Source organism: Amycolatopsis nivea, from assembly GCF_004522235.1.
GTDB lineage: Bacteria > Actinomycetota > Actinomycetes > Mycobacteriales > Pseudonocardiaceae > Amycolatopsis > Amycolatopsis nivea.
The window spans coordinates 358,719-383,371 of sequence record NZ_SDLT01000002.1; the positions used below are offsets into that span (position 1 = coordinate 358,719).

Consider the following 24,653-nt stretch of genomic DNA (forward strand, 5'->3'; position numbering starts at 1 on the left):
CCGCGCCCGGTGCGAACGTCCCCTTCTCAGGCGCGGCTGTGGCGTCAGCCCAGACGCTGGGCCAGCGCGTCCAGCTCGTCGCGCAGCGAGGACGGCACCTCGCCGATCTTCGCGAACCACTCCTCGATGAGCGGCAGTTCCTCGCGCCACTCCTCGTTGCGCACCTCCAGCGCGGCCTGGATGTCCTCGACCGGCTCGGAAAGGCCCTCGAGGTCGAGGTCCTCGGCGTTCGGCACGAAACCGATCGGGGTCTCGACCGCGTTGCCCTTGCCCTCGACGCGCTCGAGCACCCACTTGAGCACGCGCGAGTTCTCGCTGAAGCCCGGCCACAGGAAGCGGCCGTCGTCGCCGCGGCGGAACCAGTTGACGTAGAAGATCTTCGGCAGCTTGTTCGCGTCGGCGTTCTTGCCCAGGTCCAGCCAGTGGTTGAAGTAGTCGCCGGCGTGGTAGCCGAGGAACGGCAGCATCGCCATCGGGTCGCGGCGCACGTTGCCGACCGCGCCGACCGCAGCGGCGGTGGTCTCCGACGACATGGTCGCGCCCATGAACACGCCGTGCTGCCAGTCGCGGGCCTGGTTCACCAGCGGCACCGTCGTCTTGCGCCGACCGCCGAACAGGATCGCCGAGATCGGCACGCCCTTCGGGTCGTCCCACTCCGGCGCGAGGATCGGGCACTGCGACATCGGCACGCAGTAACGCGAGTTCGGGTGGGCGGCCTTCTCCTCCGAGTCGGGCGTCCAGTCCTGGTGCTTCCACGAGGTGGCGTGCGCGGGCTTGTTCTCCATGCCCTCCCACCACACGTCGCCGTCGTCGGTGAGCGCCACGTTCGTGAAGACCGTGTTGCCCTTCTCGATCGTGCGCATGGCGTTCGGGTTCGTGTGGTTGTCGGTGCCCGGCGCGACGCCGAAGAAGCCGTACTCCGGGTTGACCGCGTACAGGCGGCCGTCCTCGCCGAAGCGCATCCACGCGATGTCGTCGCCGAGGGTCTCCGCGCGCCAGCCCGGGATGGTCGGCTGCAGCATGGCGAGGTTGGTCTTGCCGCAGGCGCTCGGGAACGCCGCCGCGACGTAGTGGACCTTGTCCTCGGGCGAGATCAGCTTGAGGATCAGCATGTGCTCGGCGAGCCAGCCCTCGTCACGGGCGATGACCGAGCCGATGCGCAGCGAGTAGCACTTCTTGCCCAGCAACGAGTTGCCGCCGTAGCCAGAGCCGTAGCTCCAGATCAGCCGCTCCTCCGGGAAGTGCGAGATGTACTTGGTCTCGTTGCACGGCCAGGCGACGTCCTTCTCGCCAGGGGCCAGCGGCTTGCCGACCGAGTGCAGCGCGGGCACGAACTCGCGCTCCGAACCGTCCGGCGCGATGAACTTGTCCAGCGCCGCCTTGCCTGCCCGGGTCATCACGCGCATCGACGCGACGACGTAGGCGAAGTCGGTGATTTCGATGCCCAGCTTGGGGTTTTCGTCGCCGAGCGGGCCCATGCAGAACGGGATGACGTACATCGTGCGCCCGGCCATGCAGCCGCGGTACAGCTCCGTCATGGTGGCCTTCATCTCGGCCGGGTCGACCCAGTTGTTCGTCGGGCCCGCGTCCTTCTCTTCCTTCGAACAGATGAAGGTGCGGTTCTCGACCCGCGCGACGTCGTCGGGGTCCGAGGTGGCCCAGTAGGAGTTCGGCTTGGCGTCCAGCTTCACGAAGGTGCCGGCGTCGACCAGCTCCTGGTTGATCCGGGCGGCTTCCTCGTCAGACCCGTCGACCCACACCACGCGGTCCGGGGTGGTCAGCTCGGCGACCTCCCGGACCCAGGACAGCACGCCACTGTGCGTCGTCGGCGCGTTGTCCAGTCCGGGGATGGCGACTGCGGTCATCTCTACTCCTGACTTCCGACGACAAAAGAGCCCACACCGCGAACGACAGTGTTCTTGGTGCGGGCTTCGTTGCCGGCGACCGAATGGCTTCGCACACCGGCGGAAGACCGGTGTGCGGGTTTTGGGATTCCCCGACTGTAGCCGGATGGACGGCAGGTAACCGAGAGCTGACCTGTCGGTTCTCTCACAAGAACGATAAGGGAATCGATTCAGTTTCACCGGAACGGGCCAGCGCCGAAAATCTTTCCGCGTGGCCCGCGTCGCATTCGTGCCGGATGCCGGGAGAGGGTTGAGCAGTCCTGATCTTGCGCGGACGCTGCCGGGCGCCGGTTCGCTGGAGCCGGGCGGATCGCGTCGGGATTTGGCGGCCCCGGAGACAGCGAAACGGGCCCGGCGCGCGGCCGGACCCGTTCGTGTGACGTCAGTTACCGAGGGCTCAGTTGGGGCTGATCCACTGCCCGGTTCCGCTGTCGATCTTCGCGACGCCGCTGAGCAGCTGGGCGCCCTCGCCGCCCCAGGCCGAGTCGCTGCCCGGGTCGGCCGCGGCCGCGTGGTTCGAGCCGCCGTCGGCCTCGGTCCACTGGCCCTGGCCGGTGTGCTCGAACGTGTGGGTGGAGCCGTCCGCGCCGACCTGCACCGCGACGTCGGCCTGGCCGTCGCCGTTGGTGTCGGTGAACGCGATCGTGCCGCCGGACTTCGTCTCGACCACGGCGGTGTCGTAGTGCCCGTCGTGGTCGGTGTCGATGGTGGCGACCCCGGCGTCGACGTTGCCGTCCGGCAGGTCGGCGTGGATGTGCCCGGTGGTCGAGGTGTCCTGCGAGTGCGTGTCGGTGCCGTCGGAACCGGACTGGCCGTGGCCGGATTCGACCCAGCTGCCGCTCTGCTCGTCGTAAACCGCCTGGTCCACGACGTGCCCGGTCGAATCGAGCACCGCGTAGTGGTCGGCGACGCCGTCGTGGTCGGTGTCGGCGAACGCCTGCGCGGAGCCGTCGTCGTGCTCGACGACCGCGGTGTCGGAGACCCCGTCGTGGTCGGTGTCGTAGTTGACCTCGGCCTGGTACTCCTGGCCGTCGACGTGGACGGTCAAGGCCTCCGGGCCGGTCGCGTCGGTGCCGCCGCTCTCGTCGACCCACATGGGTTGGTCCCCCTTAGTACGCCGGGTCTGCCGTTTCTCGCTCGGTATGACTCACGTTAGGCCGGTTCGGTTCCCGTCCACAAGCCGATCACGTGCTCACGGCGGCAGGTTGGCCGGAAGCCCGTCGCCGGTGACGAAAACGCACCAGGTCCCGGCTTCCTCGCGGTTCAGATCCAGCCGCGTGGTCGTCGCCGGATGGGCGTTCCGGGTGACCTCGACCTCGAAGAACGCGCCGTCGCCGGGGCCGGTGGTCGGCTTGCCGAGGCGGATCCGGACGTTGTCCTCGTCGAAGCGCTGGACCGCCCGGGTCGCCGGGTACTCGGTGGAGGCGTGGCAGTTGACGTTCTGCAGGCCGATCGGGTCGCGCCTGTTGACCGCGTCGACGTACGCCTTGACCACGACCTCGGGCCCGCCTGCCGGGCGGTGCACCTCGACGCTGTCGTCGGTCGCGACGATGAAGACGGCGACGCCGCCACCAGCAAGAAGCACTACGGCACCCAGGCAGATCCCGATGATCAGCCCGATCCGGCGGCGCTTCTTCGGCGGCTGCGGTGGCTGCCACTGTTGCGGCGGCGGGCCGCCCCACTGCGGAGCGGGCGGCGGTGCTCCCCACTGCGGTGGTTGCGGCGATCCAGGTCCGTACGTCACCCGCTGATCATGCCCGATCGCGGACCGTGCGAATGCGGGAAAGCAGAGTTTCGGCCCGGGTATGGCCCTCGGTCACGTCCTTGAGCCGTTTCGAGACGATCGCGATCTTCTTCGCCCGCTCCTGCGCGCTCATCTTGATCGTCTGGTCCACCTCTTTCAGCTCCGCCTCGATCGCCTCGATGCGGCGGCCGAGTGCCTCGTCGAGAGCGAGCGACAGTTGCTGCTCGGCTTCGATGAGCTGTTCGGCGATCAGCTGGTCGAGCGTCGAACGGGCGTCGGCGATCGCTTCGACCAGCCATTGCTTCAGATGTTGTTTGTCCGAGGCGTGTTTGCGGGTGCGCGCCATCCACCAGCCCGCGCCGAGGCCGATCACGATCGTCGCCGGGAGCACGACCGGGTTGAGGATCGCGACGCCGGCCAGCGGCAACGCGGCGATCTTCCCGGCGCCGACGCCGCCGGAAATTCCCATGAACACCAGCAGTTTGTCTTCGGCGGTCGGTGGTTTCTTGTCCGGCGGGCGCAGCACCACCGGCGGGCCGCCGGCGCGGGCGAACTGCGCGCGGATCACGTCGAGTTCCTCGGCGGAGAACAGCTCCGACAGCGCCGTGTTCGTCACCTGGTTCAGCCGCCTCGACAACTGCATCGACACCCGCTGCGACGCGGTCTGCAGTGCGATGTCGACTTCTTGCGGCAGCGCGGCCAGTTCGTCGCGTTTGGCCGCGTCGATGCGCTGGCGGAAATGCGTCTGTGCCTCGCGCATTTCACGGCTGCTCTCGTGGCCGACCTCGACCCGGGTGCGCTGGATTTCGCCGCGCAGGCGCAGTTGCCAGCCGCGGGTGGAGGTGCGGCGCTGGGACTGCAGATCGTCGCGGCGGGCGCGGAGTTGTTCGGCTTCCGCTTCGCCCGCCGACAGAGCCCGGCTTTCGCCTTGCAGCTTCGCCTTGATCCCGGCCAGCGCGCTCGACAGCGAGCGGAGCGTGTTGGCTTCCTTGAGCATCATCGACCGGCCGACCAGCAGTTCCTGCAGCGCGACCTGCACCGCGGCGATGCCGGACTTCTCCCGGAGCATCGCGGCGACCTGCGCGTTCGGTGCCTTCGCGGCGGTCTCGAAGACGCGCGCCGACACCGGGTGGAAGACCGCGTCGGCGAAGCGCGGCGCGTGTTCGGCGAGCAGTTGCCGGTCGGCTTCCAGGATCTCGCGCCAGCCGCGGAAGGCATCGGTTTTAGCCAGCACGAAGACCACCGTCTCGACGCGGTCCGCGACCTCGCGCAGAAACTGCAGCTCAGTGGAGGTGAACGGGGCCGACGCGTCGACCACGAACACCAGCGCGGTCGCGCCCGCGGCGGCTTCCTTGGCCAGCTCGCCGTGCAGCGAATCGAGCCCGCCGACGCCCGGGGTGTCGACCAGCGTCAGCCGTTCCAGCAGCGGGACCGGGCCGGACACCTCGACGTAGCGCGGCGGCAGCTGTCCCGGCGGCAGCTCGTGCGCGGCGGACACCCAGTCGACCAGCTGCGTCAGGTCGAACGGCACCGACGCCAGCTGACCGGGGTAGCAGGCCTGCGCGCCCCACTGCTGCGCGTGCTCGAAAACGAGGTAGGTCGCGGTGGCCACGTCAGCGTCCACAGGGGACAGTCCCGGGGTCGCGAGCAGGGCGTTGACCAGCGAACTCTTCCCGCGGTTCGTCTCTCCGACGACCACCACGGACGGTTTCTCCGACCGGGCCTTGCGCTGGTCCTCGACCCATTTGGCGGCCTGCGGATCGGCCTCGCGGACGACGCCGAGCAGCTGTTCGCGAGCGGCCTGGACCTGAGCGGGAAGCGTCGGTGCGGTCACTGCGCCCGCTTCGCGTAGACGGTGACGATCGGCGCGCGCAACAGCCGGTCCTGGTCGGCGAACCCGACGACCTCGGTCTCCGCGACCACGCCTTCCAGCTCCGGATCGTCGGTGGGCACCGCGCCGCCTGCCTCGTGGCGAGACGGGTCGAAGCGTTCGCCCTCGGCGCGCAACGCGGTGACGCCGATGTCGGCGAGCCCGTGTTCGAGCCGTTCCACGACGCCGCTGCTGCGGGCGCGGTCCAGCGCGTACAGACACAGCTGGATGAGCGCCTGCCGGTCGGAAAGCGCGCGTTCGAGGTCACCCGGGGCAGCTACGAGGTCCACATCGGGATCCGACGCATCCGCCGCGGCGGCGGTTCCGTCCGCCTCGGCGATGATCCGCGCGAGAGCGTCCGCGCTGATCTCGCCGGTCGGCGCTTCGGCCGCGTCGGCAGGTTCCTCGTGGCCGAACCACGCCATTGAGACCCTCCCCTGGTCGTCCGGGTGATTTCACCAGTTTGCGGCAATGCGGTGCGCGGCGGGGGCGGATCACTCAGACGGGCCGAGAATCCGGGTCAGCAACTGCCGCAGCACCGCCTGCTCGTGCTCGACGTCCAGGTCGGGATCGAGGCTCGCACGGGAAAGCAGGGCGTCGACCAGCGCGACGACCCAGTTTCCCGCGTCGACGGGGGACAGCATGGGGGAGAACCGGCCGGTCCGGGCCCCGCGCTCGATCAAGTCCGCGAGACCGACGCGCATGCGGTCGTCGTTGCTGCGGATCAGCTCGTTGAACTCCGGATCGCGCGCGGCCTGCGCGGCCGCTTCGAGGATCAGCCGCACGACGCCGGGCAGCACGATCGCCACCGTCATCCGCTCGACGACCGCGAGCACGCCTTCCCACGGGTCGGCCATATCCACCGCGGTGGCGAGCAGTTCCTCGTTGTCGGCGGTGTCCGCCTCGAAAATGCCGACGAAGACCGCACGCTTGCTGGGGAAGTAGTGGAACAGGCTGCCGGAGCTGATCCCGGCGGCGCAGCAAATGTCCGCGGTGGAGGTCTTTTCGAACCCGTCGCGAGCGAAGCATCCCGCTGCCGCGTCGAGAATCGCGCGTCGTTTCGCCGCGTGCTTTTCCGGATCGACGGTCCTCACCACAGGAACATCATCGCTCAGGCGGCGGTTCGTCGAGCCACGGGCGGCCGTGCGCGGTGAACGCTTCGGCCAACTGCCGGCGCGACAGGTCTGTCTTCTCCCTGGCGATTTCCCGGTCGTTTTCGCCGAGCAGCACGAGCTTGCCGTCGTCGACGAACACGGAGGTGAGGGGAGTGTCGATGCGCCGGCGCCGCTCACGCCGTTCGAGCGTGACGCGCGTGGCGGACACCGTGACGATCAGCCGGTCCCACGCCCAGAACCAGGCGAACGCGACCCCGAGCAGCAGGCCAACGACGACCGCACCGATCAGCCGCCACGGCTGCGGCACCGAATGCAGCATCCGGAACGGGCCCTGCACCGGAAACCACGGCAGGGACGTGATCCAGTCGGCGAGCGCCTGCACGCCCCAGCCCAGCAGCGCCCCGGCGACCGGGCAGACCAGCCAGGACCCGCGGCGCACCCACGCCGGTTCGTCGACCACTGTCTCCATGGGGATCATTATTAGACCGAGTGCTCGGTTTATCAAAACAGGGTGCGCGAAACCCCTGGGGCAAGCGTTTGCGCGAGGGTCAGGCGAGTTCGTGGATCAGCGAGCGCATCGCCTGGTCGAGCGCCGGAACGTCCGCGGCCAGCCGGGACGAGACCAGCAGCTGGTGCTCCGCCGTCCGCAGCCACACCCGGCCCGCGACCGGGATCTCCAGCACCGACAGCCGGAACGGCCGCGCGCGGCGGCCCAGCTCCACCTCGGTTTCGCGGACGAGCCGGCCGATCCGTTCGCTCGCGAGGATCTGGCGGCGGTGGAAGCCGGACGAGACCGGGCGGCGGGCCGCGGCGAAGTGTTCGGCGGCGGCCGGGGCGAAGTGCTGGGCCGCGAGGTCGATCGCCGAACCGTCGCCGGGAGCAGGGCTTTTCCGGCGGGTGCGGGCGGAACCGCGCTCGCGGAGGAAGGTCAGCAGGCCGTTCCACCACGGTTCCCACTGCGCCTGCACCGCCGCGCGGTCGAGGGCGGGCGGGACGTGCACCGGCACCGCGGGTTCGACCGGCGGCAGCAGCTGGCCGTCGGCGATCGAGAGCGCGAGCACGTCCCGGAGGAACAACGCCACGTCGACGTCGTGGTCGCTTCCCCAGTTCACCCGCCACGAGGTGGTGTCCTCCAGCCGCACGACATTCAGCCTACGCGTCGCGGACGGGTTGTTTACTGTTCGCGAATCTGTTGCCAGATCAGGAAATAGGCGCGGTGCACGACGTGGGCCACGCGGCTTTGCGCCGGAGTCGCGCCGAACGACGCGAAAGACCGCCACCAGCCCGCGCGTTCCAGCGCGTGTGCCGCCAGCTCCGGCCGCGAGGCGCCGGGAAGGCCGAGCTGCGCGCCGAGGTCGGCGTTGCTGCCGACCCGGAGCACCTCTTCCGCCAGGTCTTCCGGCATCTCGACCGCGCCAGAGGCGACGAGCGTCAACGCTTCCAGCAGCCGCAGCTGATGCGCTTCCGGACGGGCCAGCAACACCTCGATCGCGTCGTGCACGCGCTGCCGTTCGCCCGGGTCGCCGGACGCGTGCGCCAGCGCGGTCACCGACGCCAGCGCGGCCGCGGCCTTGATCCCGTCCGCGCGCGCGGCGAAGACGATCGACAGCCGGCGGCGCACCGCGTCGAGTCCGGAGATGTCGAGAAGCTTGCGGCGCAACGCTCCCGCGGTGATCTCCGGTTCCGCGCGGATCGCGTCGACCGCGCAGCGGATTCCGAAGAGATCGAGTTTCTCCAGCAGCCGCAACCGGATTCCGGTCGGGATGTCGCACTCCCAGCTGGTGAAGATGTCGGCCGCGATGAGCATCGTTTCGAGGACGTCGTCGTCGAGCGCGGCGAGCTGGCCGAGCGCTTCGGCGTCGGCGGAGGTGAACCCGCCGGACTCGGCCGATTCGGCGATCAGGCCGATCACCGGCAGCACGTCCGCGACACGCGGCTTCAGCGTCGCGGCCTGCTTCTCGGCGAGCAGCTGCGCGGCCTTCCAGACGTCCCCACCGGAGCCTTCGACAGTTTCCGCGACGACCGTGTCCGCCTTGTTCAACACGGCGATCGCGTTGACCGGCCCCGCGTCCCGGCTCGCGGTCGCGGCGGTGAACGCGGCCAGCGCCTGCTGATCGTCCGCGCGCACGCCCTGGGTCACCACGTAAAGCACGGCCTCCGCGCCCGCGACGGCGTTGCGCGAGGTGTCGTCGAGGTCGTCGGAACCCTCGTCCTGCTCGGCCGCGCCCAGCAGCTGCTCGGTCCGCGACACCGACGCGGCGTCCAGCGAGCCGAGGCCGGGGGTGTCGATCACCGTCATGTCTTGCAGCACCGCGTTGGTGAGGTACGCCTCGAGGTGCGAGACCTCGGAGATGTCGACGCCGAGCTCGGCCGGGATCGAACCGTCCGCGGCGAAGGGCAGCACCTGCTTGCGGCCGTCGAGGAACACCACCTCGACGCGGTCGACGGTGCCGTACTGGAACCGCGTGACCAGCCGCGTGCACTCGCCCACGTCGGTGGGTGCGACCAGCCGCCCGATCAACGCGTTGACCAGCGTCGACTTGCCCGATTTGATCCGCCCGGCGACCGCGACCTGCAACGGCGCGCCGAGCCGTCGCAGCACCTCGGCGAACCCGGCGGCGGTGCGCGGGGACACCTGGGACCGCAGCCGGTGGCACAGCTCCGCCACCGACGCGGACAGTGGGCCGGCGAGTCGTCCCCGTTCCGCCGCTGCCGTCACCGCCCCGGCCCCCTTCCGGCTCGTTCGCTCACCCGAGCAGGAATCGTCGCATGCCGGTCATCCTTCGGTCGCACCGAAGGTGCTACCCGGGACCGACGCGGCCGCCCGGGACGCGACCTACTGTTGAGTCGTGCGACGGCTCAGCCTCTGGATGCGTGCTCACCCGATGGTCGGGGACTCGCTGCTCGCGCTGTTCCTCGCGGCGTTCGACATCCTGGTGTTCGCCACCAACAGCCTCGACCCCGAACTGCCCGGCCCGAAGTGGTACCTCGCGATCCCGATCGACCTCGCCGTGGTCGCGCCGCTGGTCTTCCGCCGCAAACGGCCGGTCCTCGCCGCGTACATCGTGTACGTCATTTCGTACGCGCACGGCGCGCTGGACCTCGGAGTTTCCGGCCTGGCCGCGCTCGCGATCAGCCTCTACTCGGTCCAGGTCTACGTCGGACGCAAACAGGGCCTGCTCTACGGCGGCGCGTTCGTGGTGGCCATGATCGTCACCGCGATCGTCAAGCCCGAGCCGTCGATGCTGGCGCAGCTGGTGTTCAGCGCCTTCACCATCGCCTTCTGCTGGCTGCTCGGCGAATTCATGTACGCCCGCCGCGCCTACCAGCGCGAACTGGAGGCCCGGTTGCATCTGCTGGAGACCGAACGCGACCAGGCCGCGCGCATCGCGGTGGCCGAGGAGCGCGGGCGGATCGCCCGGGAACTGCACGACGTGGTCGCGCATTCGGTGAGCGTGATGGTCGTGCAGGCCGACGGTGCCGCGCTCGCCCTGAAGTCCAATCCGGAGCTGGCCGGACGCGCACTCGGGACGATCTCCGAAACCGGTCGCGGCGCGCTCGGCGAACTGCGCCGGCTGCTCGACGTGCTGCGCAACGACCGCGGCGACGACGAACCCCGGGTGCCGCAGCCGGACGCGACCGCGCTGGGCGACCTCGCCGAGCGGATGCGCGCCGCGGGCGTCCCGGTCGACCTCGCCCTCGGCGACGGACTGGACGAACTGCCCGCCGGGGTGTCGCTCGGGATCTACCGGATCGTCCAGGAATCGCTCACCAACACGCTCAAGCACGCGGGGGCGGGGGCGAGCGCCGCGGTCCGGGTGCACCGGACCGGCGACCAGGTCGAGGTGCTCGTGCGCGACGACGGCGCGGGCCGGGCGCGGCGGCTGGAACAGGTCGGCGCGAACGGAGCGACCGGGTCGGCGACGGCGGCGACGGTTCGGCAGCCTGCGCCGCGGCTGTCGGTCGCGGGCGGGAACGGGCTGATCGGGATGCGGGAGCGGGCGCACGTGTACGGCGGGACACTGGAGGTGGGCCCCGCCGCCGGCGGTGGCTGGCAGGTGCGAGCGGTGCTGCCGGTTAGGTTGAACTCGTGATCCGAGTGGTGGTCGTCGACGACCAGGAACTGATGCGCGTCGGGTTCCGGATGGTGCTGGGCGCGCAGGCCGACATCGACGTGGTCGGCGAGGCGGGCGACGGCGCGCAAGCCGTGCGGATGGCCGCCGAACTGCGGCCCGACGTCGTGTTGATGGACGTGCGGATGCCGGTGCTCGACGGCGTCGAGGCGACGAAACAGATCGTCGCGGCCGGCACCGCGCGGGTGCTCGTGATGACCACCTTCGACCTCGACGAGTACGTCTACGCCGCGCTGCAGGGCGGTGCGTCCGGCTTCCTGCTCAAGGACACCCAGCCGGACTACCTGGTGTCCGCGCTGCGTTCGGTCGCCGACGGCGACGCGGTGATGTCGCCGTCGGTCACGCGCAGGCTGCTCGACCGGTTCGTCGGCTCGGGCGGTTCGGAAATGCGCGATCCGGCCGAACTCGACGTGCTGACCGACCGCGAACGCGAAGTGCTCGTGCTGATCGCGAAAGGCATGTCGAACGTCGAAATCGCCGAAACCCTGTTCCTTTCCGAAGCTACGGTGAAAACCCACGTCGGGCGGATCCTGTCGAAGCTCGACCTGCGCGACCGCGTGCAGGCGGTCGTCCTCGCGTACGAGACCGGGCTCGCCCGTCCCGGGATCGGCTGAATCGTCCCGTTCGGACACTGTCCACACCGGACCCCGCCGCGGATTTCGCAGCGGGGTCCGCGCGTACGGGGGAAAGTTCAGGGTCGGCTCAGGGGCATCCCCCATCGCGCTCCACCCTGCGACACGATTGAGTACTACTCAGGTCGGGTAGCCGGTTCGATCCACAGGATGACGCGAAAACGGCCGCGCTGAGACAGGATGAATTCCGTTAGCACCGCCGTAGAGGGAGCAGGGGATGATCGAGGCAACAGGTCTCACCAAGCGTTACGGGAGCACGCTCGCGGTGAACAACCTGTCGTTCAGCGTGGCAGCGGGGAAAGTCACCGGATTCCTCGGCCCGAACGGCGCCGGCAAGTCCACGACCATGCGCATGATCCTCGGCCTGGACAACCCGACCGCGGGCCAGGTCCGGATCGGCGGGAAGCTCTACCGCGAGCTGAAGGACCCGCTGCGCACGGTCGGTGCGCTGCTCGACGCGAAATGGGTGCACCCCAACCGCTCCGCGCGGGCCCACCTGCAGTGGATGGCCCGGTCCAACCGGATCCCGGCCTCGCGGGTGGAGGACGTGCTCGACACCGTCGGCCTCACCAGCGTCGCGGGCAAGCGGGCGGGCGGGTTCTCGCTCGGCATGTCGCAGCGGCTCGGCATCGCCGCCGCACTGCTCGGCGACCCGGAGGTGCTGCTGTTCGACGAGCCGGTGAACGGCCTCGACCCGGAGGGCATCCTCTGGATCCGCAAGTTCATGCAGCGCCTCGCCGCCGAGGGCCGGACCGTGTTCGTGTCGAGCCACCTGCTTTCGGAGATGGCGCTCACCGCGACCGACCTCGTGGTCATCGGCAAGGGTCAGCTGATCGCGCAGTCCACCACTGAGGAATTCGTGGCGCGGGCCGCGGAAAACACCGTGAAGGTGCGCTCGCCGCAGCGTCCGGCGCTGCGCCAGCAGCTGATCTCCGCCAGCGCACAGGTCACCGATTCCGGCGAAGCGCTCATTGTGTCCGGAATGGACAGTGCGAAGATCGGCGAGATCGCCGCTTCGGCGAACCTCGTGCTGCACGAGCTGAGCCCGCAGACCGGCTCGCTCGAACAAGCCTTCATGCAGATCACCGGCGACTCCGTCGAGTACCACACCGGGCTCGAAGCTGAGGCGCAGCAGGCCGCGGCCATCCGCTGACCACACTCTCGTTGGGAAGAGAAAACTCATGACTTTGCTCGCGGTCGAACGCATCAAGCTCTTCACCACCCGGTCGCCGTGGTGGTGCGCCCTCATCGCCGTCGCGCTCACCGTCGGCTTCGCCGGCCTCATGGCCACCGCGTTGCCGAGCGGGGAAACGATCTCGGTCGCCAACACCCAGGCCGGGCACCAGTTCGGCATCGCGGTGATCATGGTGCTGGCGGCGCTGTCGGTCACCACCGAGTACCGCTTCGGCACGATCCGCACCACGTTCCAGGCGGTGCCGCACCGGGGTTCGGTGCTCGTCGCCAAGGCCACCGTCGTCGCGCTGCTGTCGCTCGTGATCGGCGAGATCGCCGCCTTCGGCGCGTGGGCGCTCGGCTACGCGATCCGCCCGTCGGACTCGGTGGCGCTGCACACCTCCGCGGACTGGATCAACGTCGCGGGAGTCGGCGTGGTGTTCGCCTTCGCCGCGGTCATCGCGGTCGCCGTCGGAACGCTGATCCGGCACAGCGCCGGCGCGCTCTCGCTGCTGCTGATCTACGTGCTGGCGGTGGAAAGCCTCGTGCAGCTGATCCCGACGATCGGCCCGAAGATCCACCAGTGGATGCCGTTCAACGTCGCGGAGCGCTTCCTCGGCGGTTCGGCTTCCTCGCGCGGACCGGGCATGCCGGACGCGGTCCTGTCGCAGTGGGGCTCGCTGGCCTACTTCGCCGGGGTGGCCGTGGTGCTGCTGGCCATCGCGATCGGCGTCGCGAAGAAGCGCGACGCGTAAAGACCCACAGGGGCGTTCGGGCGAGTCAGGCGGGGGCCGGCGGAGCCGAACAAGGGGAAAAAGGGAAAAGGGGAACAAGATCCGGGTCGCCATTCGGGGGGCGGCCCGGATCTTTCCGTTTCGGTAGAGTTCGGTGCCACGAGAAGGGGGACGGCGTGCTCGAAGCGACTGGACTCACCAAGTCCTACGGCGACACCGTCGCGGTGCGGGACCTGACATTCACCGCGGAGGCCGGTCGCGTCACCGGATTCCTCGGTCCGAACGGGGCAGGCAAATCCACCACGATGCGGCTGTTGCTCGGGCTCGACGCGCCCACCGCGGGCACCGCGCACATCGAAGGCAAGCCGTACCGGCAGCTGTCCGATCCGCTGCGGACGGTCGGCGCGCTGCTCGACGCGACATGGCGGCATCCGGGCCGCTCCGCCCGGCAGCACCTGCGCTTCCTGGCCGCGACGAACGGGCTGCCGGACCGGCGTGCCGACGAGGTGCTGGAGCTTGTCGGGCTGTCCGCGGTGGCACGCAAACGCGCGGGCACCTTCTCGCTCGGCATGCTGCAACGGCTCGGCATCGCGAGCGCACTGCTCGGCGACCCGCGGGTGCTGCTGTTCGACGAACCGGTCAACGGCCTCGACCCGGAAGGCGTGCACTGGGTCCGCCAGTTGCTGCACGGGCTCGCCGCGGAAGGCCGCACGGTGTTCGTGTCGAGCCATCTGCTGCCGGAAATGGAGCAGACCGCGCAGGATCTCGTGGTGATCGGCCGCGGCCAGCTGATCTATCAGGGCACGATGGCCGATTTCGTGGAGCGCGCCGGATCGCGCGGGGTCCGGGTGCGCACGCCGCACGCCGACGCGCTGCGCACCGCGCTCACCGAAGCGCGCGCGGTTTTCACCGAGGATTCCGGTGCGTTCCTGGTGTCCGAAATGGACAGTGACGCGATCGGCGAACTCGCTTTCGCCGCGCGCGCCACGCTGCACGAGCTGAGCCCGCTGGCCGGTTCGCTCGAGCACGCCTACCTCGAATTGACCGGCCAGGCGGCCGAATTCACCAGTGGAGGTGCGCGGTGAATGTGCTGCGGGCGGAACGGATCAAGCTTTTCAGCACCCGCGCGCCGTGGTGGTGCGCGCTCATCGCGGTGGCCGCGCCGATCGCGTTCACCGCGTTGTTCCTCGGGCTTTCCGGGGCCGAAATCACCGCGGACGTGAGCAATACCCAGCTCGCCACGAGCACCGGCCGCACGGTCGCGCTAGTGCTCGCGGTGCTCGCCGCGACGGCCGACTTCAACTGGGGCACGCTGCGGCTCACCTTCCAGGCGGTGCCGACGCGGACGCCCGCGCTGCTCGCCAAGGGCGCCGTGGCGTTCGCGACGTGCGCGGCACTGGGCCTGCTCGCCGGCGTCGGCTCGTGGGGCATGGCGCATCTCGTGCGCCCGGACGCCGACCTCAGCCTGCACTCCGGAGCGGACTGGCGCATCGTGTTCGGCCAGATCCTGACCTTCGCGCTCACCGGACTGCTCGGCGTCGGCGTCGGACTGCTGCTGCGCAGTTCCGCGCTGGCCCTGGCGATCGTGCTGGTGTGGACCCAGCTGGTCGAGGGCCTGGTGCTGCTGATCCCCAAGATCGGCAGCGATCTTTACCAGTGGATGCCGTTCTACGCGGCCTCGCAGTTCGCCGGTGGCGATTTCACCAGGACGACGCTGAAACTGTCGCCGCCTTTCGGACCGTGGGGTTATCTCGCGTATTTCGCGGCGATCAGCGTGGTGTTGTTCGCCGCGGGCGTGGCCACCGCGAATCGGCGCGACGCCTGACCTGCACGTGCACATTCCCGATTGCGCGGCAGGCAATCGGATTAAATTCACGTAAACCGGTGTGGCTTCTCTCACAGGGAGCGGACATACTGTCGGAAAGCCACGGATATTCACAGCAGAGCCCCGTCTCAGCTCTCCGGAGGTGAACCGTGACGGTGGACGTTGATCAGAATCTCGTTTCCCGCAACGCTGCGGTACCAACCCCTCGGCTCGAGCCGATGCTGGACCTCGAATGGTCCCAGGCGATCGAACTGCCTCGGTTCGCGCTGCCCGCGACCCGGCCCGCCGAACTGCGCCAGGCGTGGGTGCACCGCGCACCCGAGGACGCGGTGCTCGGGCTGTACCGGCGGGCGAGTGGAGCCGACGACGCACTGCCCGCACCGTGGTGGCTGCGCGCGGTCGCGAGCGGACGGCTCGAGTCGCGCGAACTCGGCTTCCGCATCGAAGACCGGGTGGCGCAGCTGCTCGGCAAGCGGATGGGCTGGGAGTTCGTCCCGTAGGCGGCCGACGGCGAATCCGGGTACTGGGAGTTCATGCCGTCCGAACGCGGCAAGTCCGGCCATTCCATCCCGACGACCGTGCTGAACACGGACCGGCACGACGGCTGGATCGACGTTTTGCCTGCGCACTCTGCCCGCGCACCGGAGCCGGTCGCGGTCGCCGGACTAGCCGGACTGCGCTCCCGGCTCGGGGAGTTCGAAGCGGTCCGCTGACGCGCCCGTATGTTGTCCGGGTGGAAAACGAGGACCAGCCACGGCTGCGCAGCGTGGTCAGCTACGTCAAACGCGGCGGGCGGATGACCGTCGGCCAGCAGCGAGCCTGGGAAGAACACTGGCCACGACTCGGCCGGACGGTGTCGGAACTGCCGCCCGGACCAGTCGACTTCACGGCATGGTTCGGCCGCGAAGCGCCGGTCATGCTGGAGATCGGTTCCGGCATGGGCGAGACGACGTCGCAACTGGCCGCCGCCGCGCCGGAGCTGAACTACGTGGCCGCCGAGGTGTACGACCCCGGGCTAGGGCAGCTGATGCTGCGCGCGGAGAAGCTCGGAGTGACGAACCTGCGGCTCATGCACGGTGACGCGGTGGTCCTGCTGACGTCGCATGTCGCGCCCGACACGCTGTCCGGCGTGCGGCTGTTCTTCCCGGACCCGTGGCCGAAGAAGCGCCACCACAAGCGGCGGATCGTGCAGCCGGAATTCGTAGCGCTGATCGCGTCCCGGCTGGCTCCGGGTGGGACGTTCCACATGGCGACGGACTGGGAGCACTACGCGGAGCAGATGCTGGAGGTTTGCTCGGCGGAGCCTGCGCTGCGGAACCGGTACGCGGATGAGCCTGGTGGATGGGCTCCCCGGCCGGAATGGCGGCCGGTGACGAAGTTCGAACAACGAGCGGACCGGGAGGGGCGGGTTTCGCACGATTTGATCTTTGAGAAGCGCTGATTCGTTGGGAGAGGGCTGGCGGCGGGTTGGTCTTTCGCCTGGGCGCTGCGCTGGGCTCGGGCTGGTCTTTCACCTGGGCGCGGGCGGGGCTCGAGCTGGTCTTTCAGCTGGGTGCCGGGATGGGCTCGGGTCGGTCCTTCACCTGGGTGCCGGGATGGGCTCGGGTCGGTCTTTCTGCTGGGCGCCGGCGAGGCTGGGCTAGGGCTGGCGAGTCTTGGCGGGGGCTGAGGCTGGCGGGGCTGGCCGGGTCCGAAGCGCCCCAATGCCACATTGGGTGCGTCGCATGCACCCAATGTGGCGTTCGTTGCGTTGAGCGCACCCAATGCGGCATTGGGGCGGACGGCGAGGCGAAGTTGGCCGCGCGGGCGGAGCTGGCGAACGTCGGCGATGTTGTGAAGCACCGCTAGACCGCAAAGCGGCGGAACGCGCGGAGTTGGTGAAGCGGCGAAACGGCCCGCGGCGGCGAAGCAGCGACGCACGCGACGCTGGCGAGCACCGGCTGTGGTGAAGCGCCCGAGATCGGCGAAGCAGCGAACCGGGCCGCGCGGGCGAAGCAGCGCAGCAAGACCGGCGGACAAACGCCCGCGACGTCGCGAAGCGCCCGAGAACCGCGAAGCGGGCCGAGTTAGCGAAGCAGGCAGGGCTGGCAACGCCAACAACGTCGCGAAGCGCGCGAGGTTGGCGAAGCGGCGAAACGCGCCGAGTTGGTGAAGCGGCGAAGCGACCCCCGGCGGCGAAGCAGCGACGCACGCGACGCTGGCGAGCATCGGCTGTGCGGTGAAGCGCCCGAGATCGGCGAAGCAGCGAAGCAGGCCGCGCGGGCGAAGCAGCGGAGCAAGCGATGCTGGCAAACGCCCGCAGCATCACGAAGCACGCGAGGCTGGCGAAGCGGCGAAACGGCCCGCGGCGGCGAAGCAGCGACGCACGCGACGCTGGCGAACGTCGGCCGTGCGGTGAAGCGCCCAAGAATGGCGAAGCAGCGAAGTCATCTCGGCAGACGAAGCAAGCCGTAACCAGCCCACCGAGCCAAGCAGCAGGAAAGCGACGAAGGGCCGCCCCCGGGTTCCCATCCCCGGTGACGGCCCTTCGTTTCCTTCACCCCCGGTGCCGCCCCTCCCCCGACGAGGGGCGGCGGCCAGCTATTCGTCGGCCAGTGGCTCCGCTTGCACTCGCTTCAGTGCGGGCGTGCAGACCGACGCGCCGAGCAGGGCGACCCCGATGCCCAGCACCACCGGCGCGGCGATCCATGGACTGAACACGACCGAACCCCGTTCCATGGTTGCCATGAACAACCCCAGTCCGACCGCGACGCCCACCACACCGGCGCCGATGGTCGCCACGAGCGCGGGCAGGGCGGCTTCCATTCGCAGCGCTCGGGACAGCACTCGGACCGGTGTGCCCGCCGCCATCAGGGCGCCGAATGTCCGTCGGCGGTCCATGACGGATCCCGCCGTCGCGACTGCGGCGCTGCAGCCGGCGAGGATGCCTGCTGCGATGAGGCCGATCACGGTGACCCGGCGCAGGTCGCTGAGCTGCACTTGCTGTCCGTAGAGGTGCTGCTCGCGGCTGCCGATCTCCGCCCCGACCGCGTTGGGCACCAGTGCGGTTCGCACGCTCTCGCGGTTGGTCTCGGCGGTCGGCACGACCAGGGTGACCTGGCTCGGTTTGACCCCGGCCGGCACCGCGGACGGGTCGATCACGTATTCGCCGAAGTTGTTGTGCCGTTCCGGGTGATACGTGCCCAGGTTGACCGCGCCGAGCGGGGTGCCGGTGCTGTCCTCGCCGCCGTACCGCGCGACTCGCAGGTTGTTCGTGTCCAGTTGGTACGGGGCGTACAGGCCGACGCCCGGTTTGCAGTCCCGCTCGGTGATCCCCAGCCGGGTCAGCTTGGCAGCGTCGGCGCAGGTCATGACGTATGCACGCTGCATCGACTGGTAGTTCCCCTCGCCCTGCATCACGTAGACGCTGGCCACCGGGATGACGCGTTCGGACAGTCCCGCCTTCGAGAGCGTGGCGTTGGTCCGCTCGATCGCCTCAGGGGCCCGGTCCGCGGTGACGTCGACGTACAGCGCCGAGTCCACGTACTGGCGTCCGCCGCCGGCGAGGGATTCGATCGACGGCAGCAGGGTGAGCGCCATCGACCCGGTGAACACCGCGAGCACGATCCCGGCCGAGGCTCGGTAGGAACCCTTCGGGTCGTTGCGCAGCCGACGTCCGGCCAGCAGCGACGACGGCCGTCGCCAGATCCGGACGAACGTGCCGCCGACCGCCGAGGTCACCCACGGTCCGACCACCATCGCCGAGGCGACCACCAGCAGCAGGCCGAACAGCACCAGGTTGCCGCTGCCCCCGCTGCGTGCGCCGAAAACGGTGTAGAAGAAGAACAATCCGGCCGCGGGCAGTGCGAGCAGCCGCCACCAGCGCAACGGCTTCACCGTGTGCCCGCCGGTCGCGAACAGCGGCGTGCGCACCACCCGGCGCAGGCCGAGCACCCCGGCGAGCACCACGAGCAGCGGGACCAGCAGCACCGCGAGCACGGTCAGTCCCACCGGCAGGGCGAAGTCCGAGGCCAGCCAGGTTCCGCCGTCCCACGGCACGAACGTGGCCAACCCGCGCAGTGCCGGGCTCAGCAGCAGGCCGAGCAAGGCGCCGACGCCCGCGGACAGCCCGGTCTCGGCGGCGACCATCGCGGTCACCTGGCCAGGGGTCGCACCGGCCAGGCGGATCGCGGCGAGCCGTTGTTCGCGGCGGGCGGCGGTGAGCCGGGCGGACGACGCGACGAGCACCAGGCTCGGCACGAGCAGCACGATGATGCCGACCCAGGACAACACCGTCAGCAGGCCGTCCGGATGCCCCTGCCCGGTCGGGAAGGCCGTGGCCGGGAAAGCGTCCTGGCCAGGCTGGTCCTTGTGCCCGTACGGGCGCATCTCCTGCGGGCTGTGCCCGACGAGCGCGACGAGCTGTTCCGGGTACCGCAGCGCCTCCTCGCCGAACGCGGCGACCGGTTTGCCGAAGCGGTTCCCGAGCTGGTCGGCCGGGGTGGTGTTGAGCAGTCTCCCGAGCGCGGGCGACACGATCGTCTCGCCGGGGCCAGGCAGCTGCGGGATGCCCGGCGGCAGGCGCAGCGAATCGGCTGGTCCGGTGACCGCGATGTCGACGCGGGCGACCTGCTTGCCCTCGAAGTAGTCCTTGGACGAGTTGACCAGCAGGGCGTTCTGCTGGCCGGAGTCGTAGCGGCCGCTGCTCTGCCACAGTGCCCGCTGCTCGCGCGCCTGGGTGGCGTACGGCAGGGTCGCCAGCAGCAGGACGAGCCCGGTCGCGACGGCGACGCCGACCGCGGTGAGGATCGCCGAGGTGCGGGTCCGCCGGTCGCCGCGCAGCACCCGCAGGGCGAGCTGGAACGGGTTCATGCCGCGAGCCTCGTCGCGATCAGGCCGTCGCGGATCGCCACGGTGCGCGGCATCGATTCGGCGAGTTCCCGGTCATGCGTCACCACGAGCACCGCGGCCCCGGACGCCTGCGCGGCGGCCAGCAGCGCGTCCATCGTCTCGCGGCCAGTGCGGGTGTCGAGCGCGCCGGTCGGCTCGTCGGCGAAGATCACCTTCGGCCGGTGGGTGAGCGCGCGGGCGATCGCCACGCGCTGGGCCTCGCCGCCGGAAAGCTCTCCGGGACGGCGCGCTTCCTTGCCGGCGAGCCCGAGTTTGCCGAGCCATTCCCGTGCCGCGGCAATGGCTTCGCCACGAGTTCCGCCGGCCAGCAGCGACGGAAGTGCGACATTCTCTTCGGCGGTCAGCTCGGACACGAGCATTCCGGACTGGAACACGAAACCGAATTCGGTGCGCCGCAGTTCGCTGCGCCGCTTTTCGCCGAACTGGTCGATCCGCTGTCCCTGCAACCAGATTTCGCCGCTGTCGGCGCGCAGGATGCCCGCCAGCACGTGCAGCAGCGACGTTTTGCCGGAGCCGGACGGGCCGACGATGGCGATCGCCTCGCCCGGCTGGACGTCGATGTCGATTCCGGCCAGCGCGTGCTGCTGCCCGTAGCGCTTCACCAGCCCGCGTCCCGACAACACCGGTCCGGCGCTCCACTGTGGATTCGTCATCCGCCAGCTCTCTCCCTGTCTCCGTCATGCGTCTTCGGCTGCGACGGAAAGCAGCTTCGCGGATCCGGGCGGGTGTCCACTTCGGGCAGACGGCCGGTACCCGCGGGCCCGCCATCGGCCGATCGGCCGATGGCGACGAACCACGTGGCCAAGGTGCGCGAGGCCGCGGATCATCTACCGTCACGGTGTGCCGCACACCCCGCCGTCGAAAACGTTCGCCGCGCGGGCGACCGAACTCGCCCGCCGCCTCGACATGTCCGTGCTCGTGTTGTTCGGCGCACTGGCGTTCGACCTCGTGTTCGTGACCGACGCGGCACTCGACAACGTGGGCCCGAGGTTCGTCGATCTCGGTCTTTTCCCCGGCATTTTCGTGATGGCGGCGTGTGCGTTCTGGGCCCGCAAACGCGCGGCGGTCGCGGGCGTATTCGGTGCGCTGACGCTGATGTTCTGCACCTTCGCCATCCGCTATCTGCACATCCCGACCTACTCCAGCGTGCTGGCGAACCTCACCATCACCGAGGTCGTGGCCGGGGTCGAAATGGTCTACTTCCTCGCTCGCCGGGCCCGGCCCGGGGTCGCCTTCGCGGTGATCTGCGCGCTGGTGATGGGCGCGCTTACCGCGGTGTTCGGCCGCGAATACGACGGCAGGCTCTACGGCAGCGCCATCGTGCAGGCGCTGCTTTTCGGTTTCCTGTTCCTCGTCGCGGCGGTGCTCACCGGGGTGGTCGGCCGCCCGCGTCGCGAGCGGGATCCGGCGACGGCGGAACGCCTGCGCAGCATGCACCGGTTCACCGAACTGGTGCGCGGCCAGTGGCCGTTGATCGGCATGCTCAGCATCGGCGTGCTGATCGAATTCGGCTACACCTACGAAAGCGGCAGCCGCGGGTTCCCGCTGCTGGCCTGCTCGATCGGCGCCGCCGCGGTGACCACGCTGTCGCCGCGCCGACCACGCGATTCGATCCTGGTGGTGGCCGGGCTTCTGCTGCTTTCCGCGCTCGCGACGCCGTTCCTGCACCCCAGCCACAGCTACCAGCTGCTCGGCGGCATCCCGCCGACGCAGATCGTGGCCGCCTTCGGCGTCGTGGTGAACGTGGTGCGGGCGGTCCCGCTCGCGCGGGCCTGGCCGCGGATCGTGCTGCTGTCCGGCGTGGTCGCGGTCGGCGCGGTGCTGAACTTCAGCCAGTACCGCACCGGACGGCTGCTCACCGACCCGATCACGCTCGGGATGCTCGCCACTGTCGCGGTCCTGCTGCTCGGCATCGCCATCGCGATCGGCCTCTACCTGCGTTCGCGCGATTCCGAGCGCGCGCAGGTGGTGAAATCGGCGGTCACCGACGCGCAGACGTCCGAGCGGATGGCGCTGGCCAGGGAACTGCACGACGTCGTCGCGCACCACGTGACCGGCATCGTCGTGCAGGCGCAGGCCGCGCGGATGATGGGGGAGAAGAACCCGGAGCTCGCGCTGGAGGCGATGGGCCGGATCGAGAACGCGGGCGTCGAGGCGCTCGCCGCGATGCGCCGCCTGGTCCGCAGCATGCGCGGCGACGCACAGGCCGGATCCGGCGAGTTCAACGAGCAGGCGACCACGGACCTGGCCGCCGACCTGCGCAAACTCGTCGACGCGGGCAACCACGGCATCCCGACGCAGCTGCGGCTCGACCTTCCGGCGGACCTGCCGCACGAGGTCGGCCGGTCCGCGCTGCGGCTGATCCAGGAGTCGCTCACCAACGTCGGCAAGCACGCCTCGGACGCCACCGAGGCGCTCGTGCTGGCCGAGGTCGTCGACGGCGAACTGCACTTGCGGGTGACTGACAACGGCACCGGGCAGACTCACCGTCCGGCTGGCGGGTCGGGCGGATACGGTCTGGTCGGCATGCGCGAACGCGTCGCGTTGCTGCACGGCAGGCTTTCCGCAGGCCGCGAGCGCAGCGGCGGCTGGCGGGTCGAAGCGTGGCTGCCGCTCGAGGCGAACGGGGAGACAGACAGGTGATCCGGGTACTGATCGCGGACGACCAGGAAATGGTGCGGATGGGCTTCCGCATGATCCTGGACGCCCAGGACGACATCGAGGTGGTCGCGGACGTGCCGGACGGCGTCTCCGCGGTCGCCAAGGCGCGCGAACTGCGGCCGGACGTCTGCCTGCTGGACATCCGCATGCCGGGCCTGGACGGGCTGGAGGTCACCCGCCAGCTGGCCGGCCCGGACGTCGCCGACCCGCTGAAGGTCGTCGTGGTCACCACCTTCGACCTCGACGAATACGTGCACACCGCGCTGCGCAACGGCGCGAGCGGCTTCCTGCTCAAGGACGCCGGACCGGCCCTGCTGATCGAGGCGGTGCGCGCGGCCGACCGCGGCGACGCGCTGGTGTCTCCGCAGATCACCGTGCGGCTGCTGAAGCATTTCGACGGCGGGACCACCGCCAAGCGCGAGGCCCCGGCGCCGTCGGAGCCGCTGACCGCGCGCGAACTGGACGTGGTGAAGGCGGCCGCCCGCGGGCTCACCAACACCGAGATCGGCGCCGAGCTGTTCCTGTCGCTGTCGACGGTCAAGACGCATTTGGCTTCGGTGCAGGGCAAAGTCGGCGCGCGCAACCGAGTGGAAATCGCGGCTTGGGCCTGGCGTAGCGGCGTAGTCGATTAACCGCTACTGGGACGCCCGTACTATCTCGTTATGTCGCGTCGATTCCACGCCCCGGTTGTTCTGCCCGCCGACCCGTCCTGCTCGCTGCTCCGCGACGCCGTCGTCGATGTCGACGACGAGGGCCGGATTTCGTTCGTCGGACCGGCTTCGACCGCGCCGGAGTTCGCCGGCGAGGTGACCCGGCTGACCGGAATCCTGTTGCCCGGCTTGGTGAACTCGCACGCGCACAGCCCGATGACGCTGCTGCGCGGCATGGGCGGCGACCTGCCGCTGCTGCGCTGGCTGCGCGAGATCATCTGGCCGACCGAGGCGAAGCTGAAGCCCGCGGACGTGCGCACCGGCATGCTGCTCGGCTCGGTCGAAATGCTCCGGCACGGCGTGACGACCAGCGCGGAAATGTATTTCGAGGGCGAGCAGCTCGTCGACGCGGTGCTCACGACCGGCGGCCGGGTGCTCGTCGCGCCGCCGGTGATCGAACTGCCCGGGCTGGACTGGCGCACGACGCTCGCGGCGATCGACCGGTGGATCGACGCCGACGGGCTGCGGTTCGGTCCCGGCGAGCGGATCGAGCTGGGCTACGGGCCGCATTCGGCGTACATGCTGAACCCGGACGGCCTGCGCGCTACCGCGGAATCCGCGGCGGCCCGAGGGGCGCTGGTGCAGATTCACGTGGCCGAGGCGGCCGCGGAGGACCTGGAGCAGCGCAAGGAGCACGGGTCGGTGCCGAAGCTGCTGGATTCGCTGGGGATGTTCAACGGGCGGACGCTGGCGGCGCATTCGGTGCATTTGTCGGACGAGGACATCGCGATCTTCGCCGCCCGCGGCGTCGGGATGGCGCACTGCCCCGGGTCGAACGCGAAGCTGGCTTCGGGGATCGCGCGGATCAAGGATCTGCGGGCGGCCGGGGTCGCGATCGGCCTCGGCACCGACGGTCCGGCGTCCAACGACGACATCGACCTGTGGGAAGAGCTTCAGCTGACCGCGATGCTGGCCCGGCTGGCCAACGACGACTCGACCGTGGTGACCGCGAAGGACGTCTTCCTGATGGCCACCCGCGGCGGCGCCGAAGCGCTCGGCCGCCCCGACCTCGGCGCGCTGGAGCCGGGGCGCTGGGCCGACCTGGTGCACGTCGACCTCGACGACCCGGCCTTCGCCGCCGGTCTCGACGTGCCGGACGAGCAGTTGCTGGCGAACCTCGTGTGGGCGGCCGGGTCGCGCCGGGTGCGCGACGTGTGGGTCGCGGGCGAGCAGGTCGTCGCCGACGCCGAACCGACGCGGGTCGACCGCCGCGAGGTCCAGGCGGCGGTGGCCGACACCGCCGCCCGGCTGCGGGCCTGACC

General features: G+C 70.0%; 21 protein-coding genes and 1 pseudogene. 11 read left to right on the forward strand and 11 right to left on the reverse strand.

All coding sequences use genetic code 11. From position 1 onward, the window contains the following. Positions 1-44: 44 nt before the first annotated feature. The 9 genes from EIZ44_RS03885 to EIZ44_RS03925 all read right to left on the reverse strand — a co-directional run bounded on the left by EIZ44_RS03885 (position 45) and on the right by EIZ44_RS03925 (position 9,352). Positions 45-1,865, reverse strand: coding sequence for a phosphoenolpyruvate carboxykinase (GTP) (locus EIZ44_RS03885; RefSeq protein WP_037809023.1), 1,821 nt, complete (start codon positions 1,863-1,865; stop codon positions 45-47). 436 nt (positions 1,866-2,301) lie between these two features. Next, on the reverse strand, positions 2,302-3,000 hold the full coding sequence (locus tag EIZ44_RS03890; protein ID WP_134727739.1) for a hypothetical protein: 699 nt from the start codon (positions 2,998-3,000) through the stop codon (positions 2,302-2,304). Between the two features lie 96 nt (positions 3,001-3,096). Next, the gene (locus EIZ44_RS03895; RefSeq protein WP_134727740.1) at positions 3,097-3,648 is read right to left on the reverse strand and encodes a hypothetical protein; all 552 of its coding nucleotides are present in this window, start codon (positions 3,646-3,648) and stop codon (positions 3,097-3,099) included. A 7-nt stretch (positions 3,649-3,655) separates the two neighbouring features. Continuing rightward, complete coding sequence (locus EIZ44_RS03900) at positions 3,656-5,482, reverse strand: dynamin family protein (RefSeq protein ID WP_134727741.1); 1,827 nt, start codon at positions 5,480-5,482, stop codon at positions 3,656-3,658. Next, entirely contained in the window at positions 5,479-5,943 is a 465-nt protein-coding gene (gene grpE, locus EIZ44_RS03905; RefSeq protein WP_199817334.1) for a nucleotide exchange factor GrpE, read from the reverse strand. The genes EIZ44_RS03900 and grpE overlap by 4 nt, the downstream gene beginning before the upstream one ends. A 69-nt stretch (positions 5,944-6,012) precedes the next feature. After that, positions 6,013-6,615: a TetR/AcrR family transcriptional regulator gene (locus EIZ44_RS03910; protein WP_134727742.1), complete on the reverse strand. Its 603-nt coding sequence runs from the start codon at positions 6,613-6,615 to the stop codon at positions 6,013-6,015. A gap of 7 nt (positions 6,616-6,622) precedes the next feature. After that, positions 6,623-7,102, reverse strand: a complete 480-nt coding sequence (locus tag EIZ44_RS03915) for a YqeB family protein (protein WP_134727743.1) — start codon at positions 7,100-7,102, stop codon at positions 6,623-6,625. Positions 7,103-7,181: 79 nt separating this feature from the next. After that, entirely contained in the window at positions 7,182-7,775 is a 594-nt protein-coding gene (locus EIZ44_RS03920; protein ID WP_134727744.1) for a hypothetical protein, read from the reverse strand. Between the two features lie 32 nt (positions 7,776-7,807). Next, a complete protein-coding gene (locus EIZ44_RS03925) occupies positions 7,808-9,352 on the reverse strand; it encodes a dynamin family protein (RefSeq protein WP_134727745.1) in 1,545 nt (514 codons plus the stop codon). A gap of 166 nt (positions 9,353-9,518) precedes the next feature. Here EIZ44_RS03925 and EIZ44_RS03930 point away from each other — a divergent pair, with 166 nt between their 5' ends. The 8 genes and pseudogenes from EIZ44_RS03930 (at position 9,519) to trmB (ending at position 16,571) form a co-directional block, all read left to right on the forward strand. Further along, complete coding sequence (locus tag EIZ44_RS03930; RefSeq protein ID WP_134664411.1) at positions 9,519-10,727, forward strand: sensor histidine kinase; 1,209 nt, start codon at positions 9,519-9,521, stop codon at positions 10,725-10,727. After that, complete coding sequence (locus EIZ44_RS03935) at positions 10,724-11,380, forward strand: response regulator (RefSeq protein ID WP_009085178.1); 657 nt, start codon at positions 10,724-10,726, stop codon at positions 11,378-11,380. The genes EIZ44_RS03930 and EIZ44_RS03935 overlap by 4 nt, the downstream gene beginning before the upstream one ends. Positions 11,381-11,615: 235 nt before the next feature. Continuing rightward, positions 11,616-12,551 carry an ABC transporter ATP-binding protein gene (locus tag EIZ44_RS03940; RefSeq protein ID WP_134727746.1) on the forward strand — a complete coding sequence of 312 codons (936 nt, stop codon included), beginning with the start codon at positions 11,616-11,618 and terminating at the stop codon, positions 12,549-12,551. 28 nt (positions 12,552-12,579) lie between these two features. Beyond that, entirely contained in the window at positions 12,580-13,326 is a 747-nt protein-coding gene (locus EIZ44_RS03945) for an ABC transporter permease (RefSeq protein ID WP_037809034.1), read from the forward strand. A 155-nt stretch (positions 13,327-13,481) separates the two neighbouring features. Next, the gene (locus tag EIZ44_RS03950; RefSeq protein WP_037809036.1) at positions 13,482-14,390 is read left to right on the forward strand and encodes an ABC transporter ATP-binding protein; all 909 of its coding nucleotides are present in this window, start codon (positions 13,482-13,484) and stop codon (positions 14,388-14,390) included. Then, the gene (locus EIZ44_RS03955; protein ID WP_043831715.1) at positions 14,387-15,130 is read left to right on the forward strand and encodes an ABC transporter permease; all 744 of its coding nucleotides are present in this window, start codon (positions 14,387-14,389) and stop codon (positions 15,128-15,130) included. Before EIZ44_RS03950 ends, EIZ44_RS03955 begins: the two co-directional genes overlap by 4 nt. A 218-nt stretch (positions 15,131-15,348) precedes the next feature. Then, positions 15,349-15,843: pseudogene (locus EIZ44_RS03960) on the forward strand (hypothetical protein). Between the two features lie 20 nt (positions 15,844-15,863). Beyond that, positions 15,864-16,571, forward strand: a complete 708-nt coding sequence (gene trmB, locus EIZ44_RS03965; RefSeq protein WP_081684824.1) for a tRNA (guanosine(46)-N7)-methyltransferase TrmB — start codon at positions 15,864-15,866, stop codon at positions 16,569-16,571. 1,139 nt (positions 16,572-17,710) lie between these two features. Here trmB and EIZ44_RS03970 read toward each other — a convergent pair. Both EIZ44_RS03970 and EIZ44_RS03975 read right to left on the reverse strand, forming a co-directional pair. Beyond that, entirely contained in the window at positions 17,711-19,981 is a 2,271-nt protein-coding gene (locus tag EIZ44_RS03970) for an FtsX-like permease family protein (protein WP_134727747.1), read from the reverse strand. After that, positions 19,978-20,673 carry an ABC transporter ATP-binding protein gene (locus EIZ44_RS03975; protein ID WP_037809043.1) on the reverse strand — a complete coding sequence of 232 codons (696 nt, stop codon included), beginning with the start codon at positions 20,671-20,673 and terminating at the stop codon, positions 19,978-19,980. The genes EIZ44_RS03970 and EIZ44_RS03975 overlap by 4 nt, the downstream gene beginning before the upstream one ends. A gap of 187 nt (positions 20,674-20,860) precedes the next feature. Between EIZ44_RS03975 and EIZ44_RS03980 the strand changes: the two genes are divergently transcribed. The 3 genes from EIZ44_RS03980 to EIZ44_RS03990 are packed head-to-tail and all read left to right on the forward strand — an operon-like array spanning position 20,861 to position 24,651. Then, positions 20,861-22,663 (forward strand): sensor histidine kinase, encoded by a 1,803-nt coding sequence (locus EIZ44_RS03980; protein ID WP_043831719.1) that lies wholly within the window; start codon positions 20,861-20,863, stop codon positions 22,661-22,663. Further along, positions 22,660-23,313: a response regulator gene (locus tag EIZ44_RS03985; protein WP_043831721.1), complete on the forward strand. Its 654-nt coding sequence runs from the start codon at positions 22,660-22,662 to the stop codon at positions 23,311-23,313. Before EIZ44_RS03980 ends, EIZ44_RS03985 begins: the two co-directional genes overlap by 4 nt. Positions 23,314-23,343: 30 nt before the next feature. Beyond that, entirely contained in the window at positions 23,344-24,651 is a 1,308-nt protein-coding gene (locus tag EIZ44_RS03990; protein ID WP_043831723.1) for an amidohydrolase family protein, read from the forward strand. Positions 24,652-24,653: the final 2 nt, after the last annotated feature.

Bases quoted from the DNA above. Each gene is read 5' to 3' on its own strand.
- EIZ44_RS03885 (WP_037809023.1), bottom strand. From the start codon at position 1,865: ATGACCGCAGTCGCCATCCCCGGACTGGACAACGCGCCGACGACGCAC.
- EIZ44_RS03890 (WP_134727739.1), bottom strand. From the start codon at position 3,000: ATGTGGGTCGACGAGAGCGGCGGCACCGACGCGACCGGCCCGGAGGCC.
- grpE (WP_199817334.1), bottom strand. From the start codon at position 5,943: ATGGCGTGGTTCGGCCACGAGGAACCTGCCGACGCGGCCGAAGCGCCG.
- EIZ44_RS03915 (WP_134727743.1), bottom strand. From the start codon at position 7,102: ATGGAGACAGTGGTCGACGAACCGGCGTGGGTGCGCCGCGGGTCCTGG.
- EIZ44_RS03930 (WP_134664411.1), top strand. From the start codon at position 9,519: ATGGTCGGGGACTCGCTGCTCGCGCTGTTCCTCGCGGCGTTCGACATC.
- EIZ44_RS03940 (WP_134727746.1), top strand. From the start codon at position 11,616: ATGATCGAGGCAACAGGTCTCACCAAGCGTTACGGGAGCACGCTCGCG.
- EIZ44_RS03945 (WP_037809034.1), top strand. From the start codon at position 12,580: ATGACTTTGCTCGCGGTCGAACGCATCAAGCTCTTCACCACCCGGTCG.
- EIZ44_RS03970 (WP_134727747.1), bottom strand. From the start codon at position 19,981: ATGAACCCGTTCCAGCTCGCCCTGCGGGTGCTGCGCGGCGACCGGCGG.
- EIZ44_RS03975 (WP_037809043.1), bottom strand. From the start codon at position 20,673: ATGACGAATCCACAGTGGAGCGCCGGACCGGTGTTGTCGGGACGCGGG.
- EIZ44_RS03990 (WP_043831723.1), top strand. From the start codon at position 23,344: ATGTCGCGTCGATTCCACGCCCCGGTTGTTCTGCCCGCCGACCCGTCC.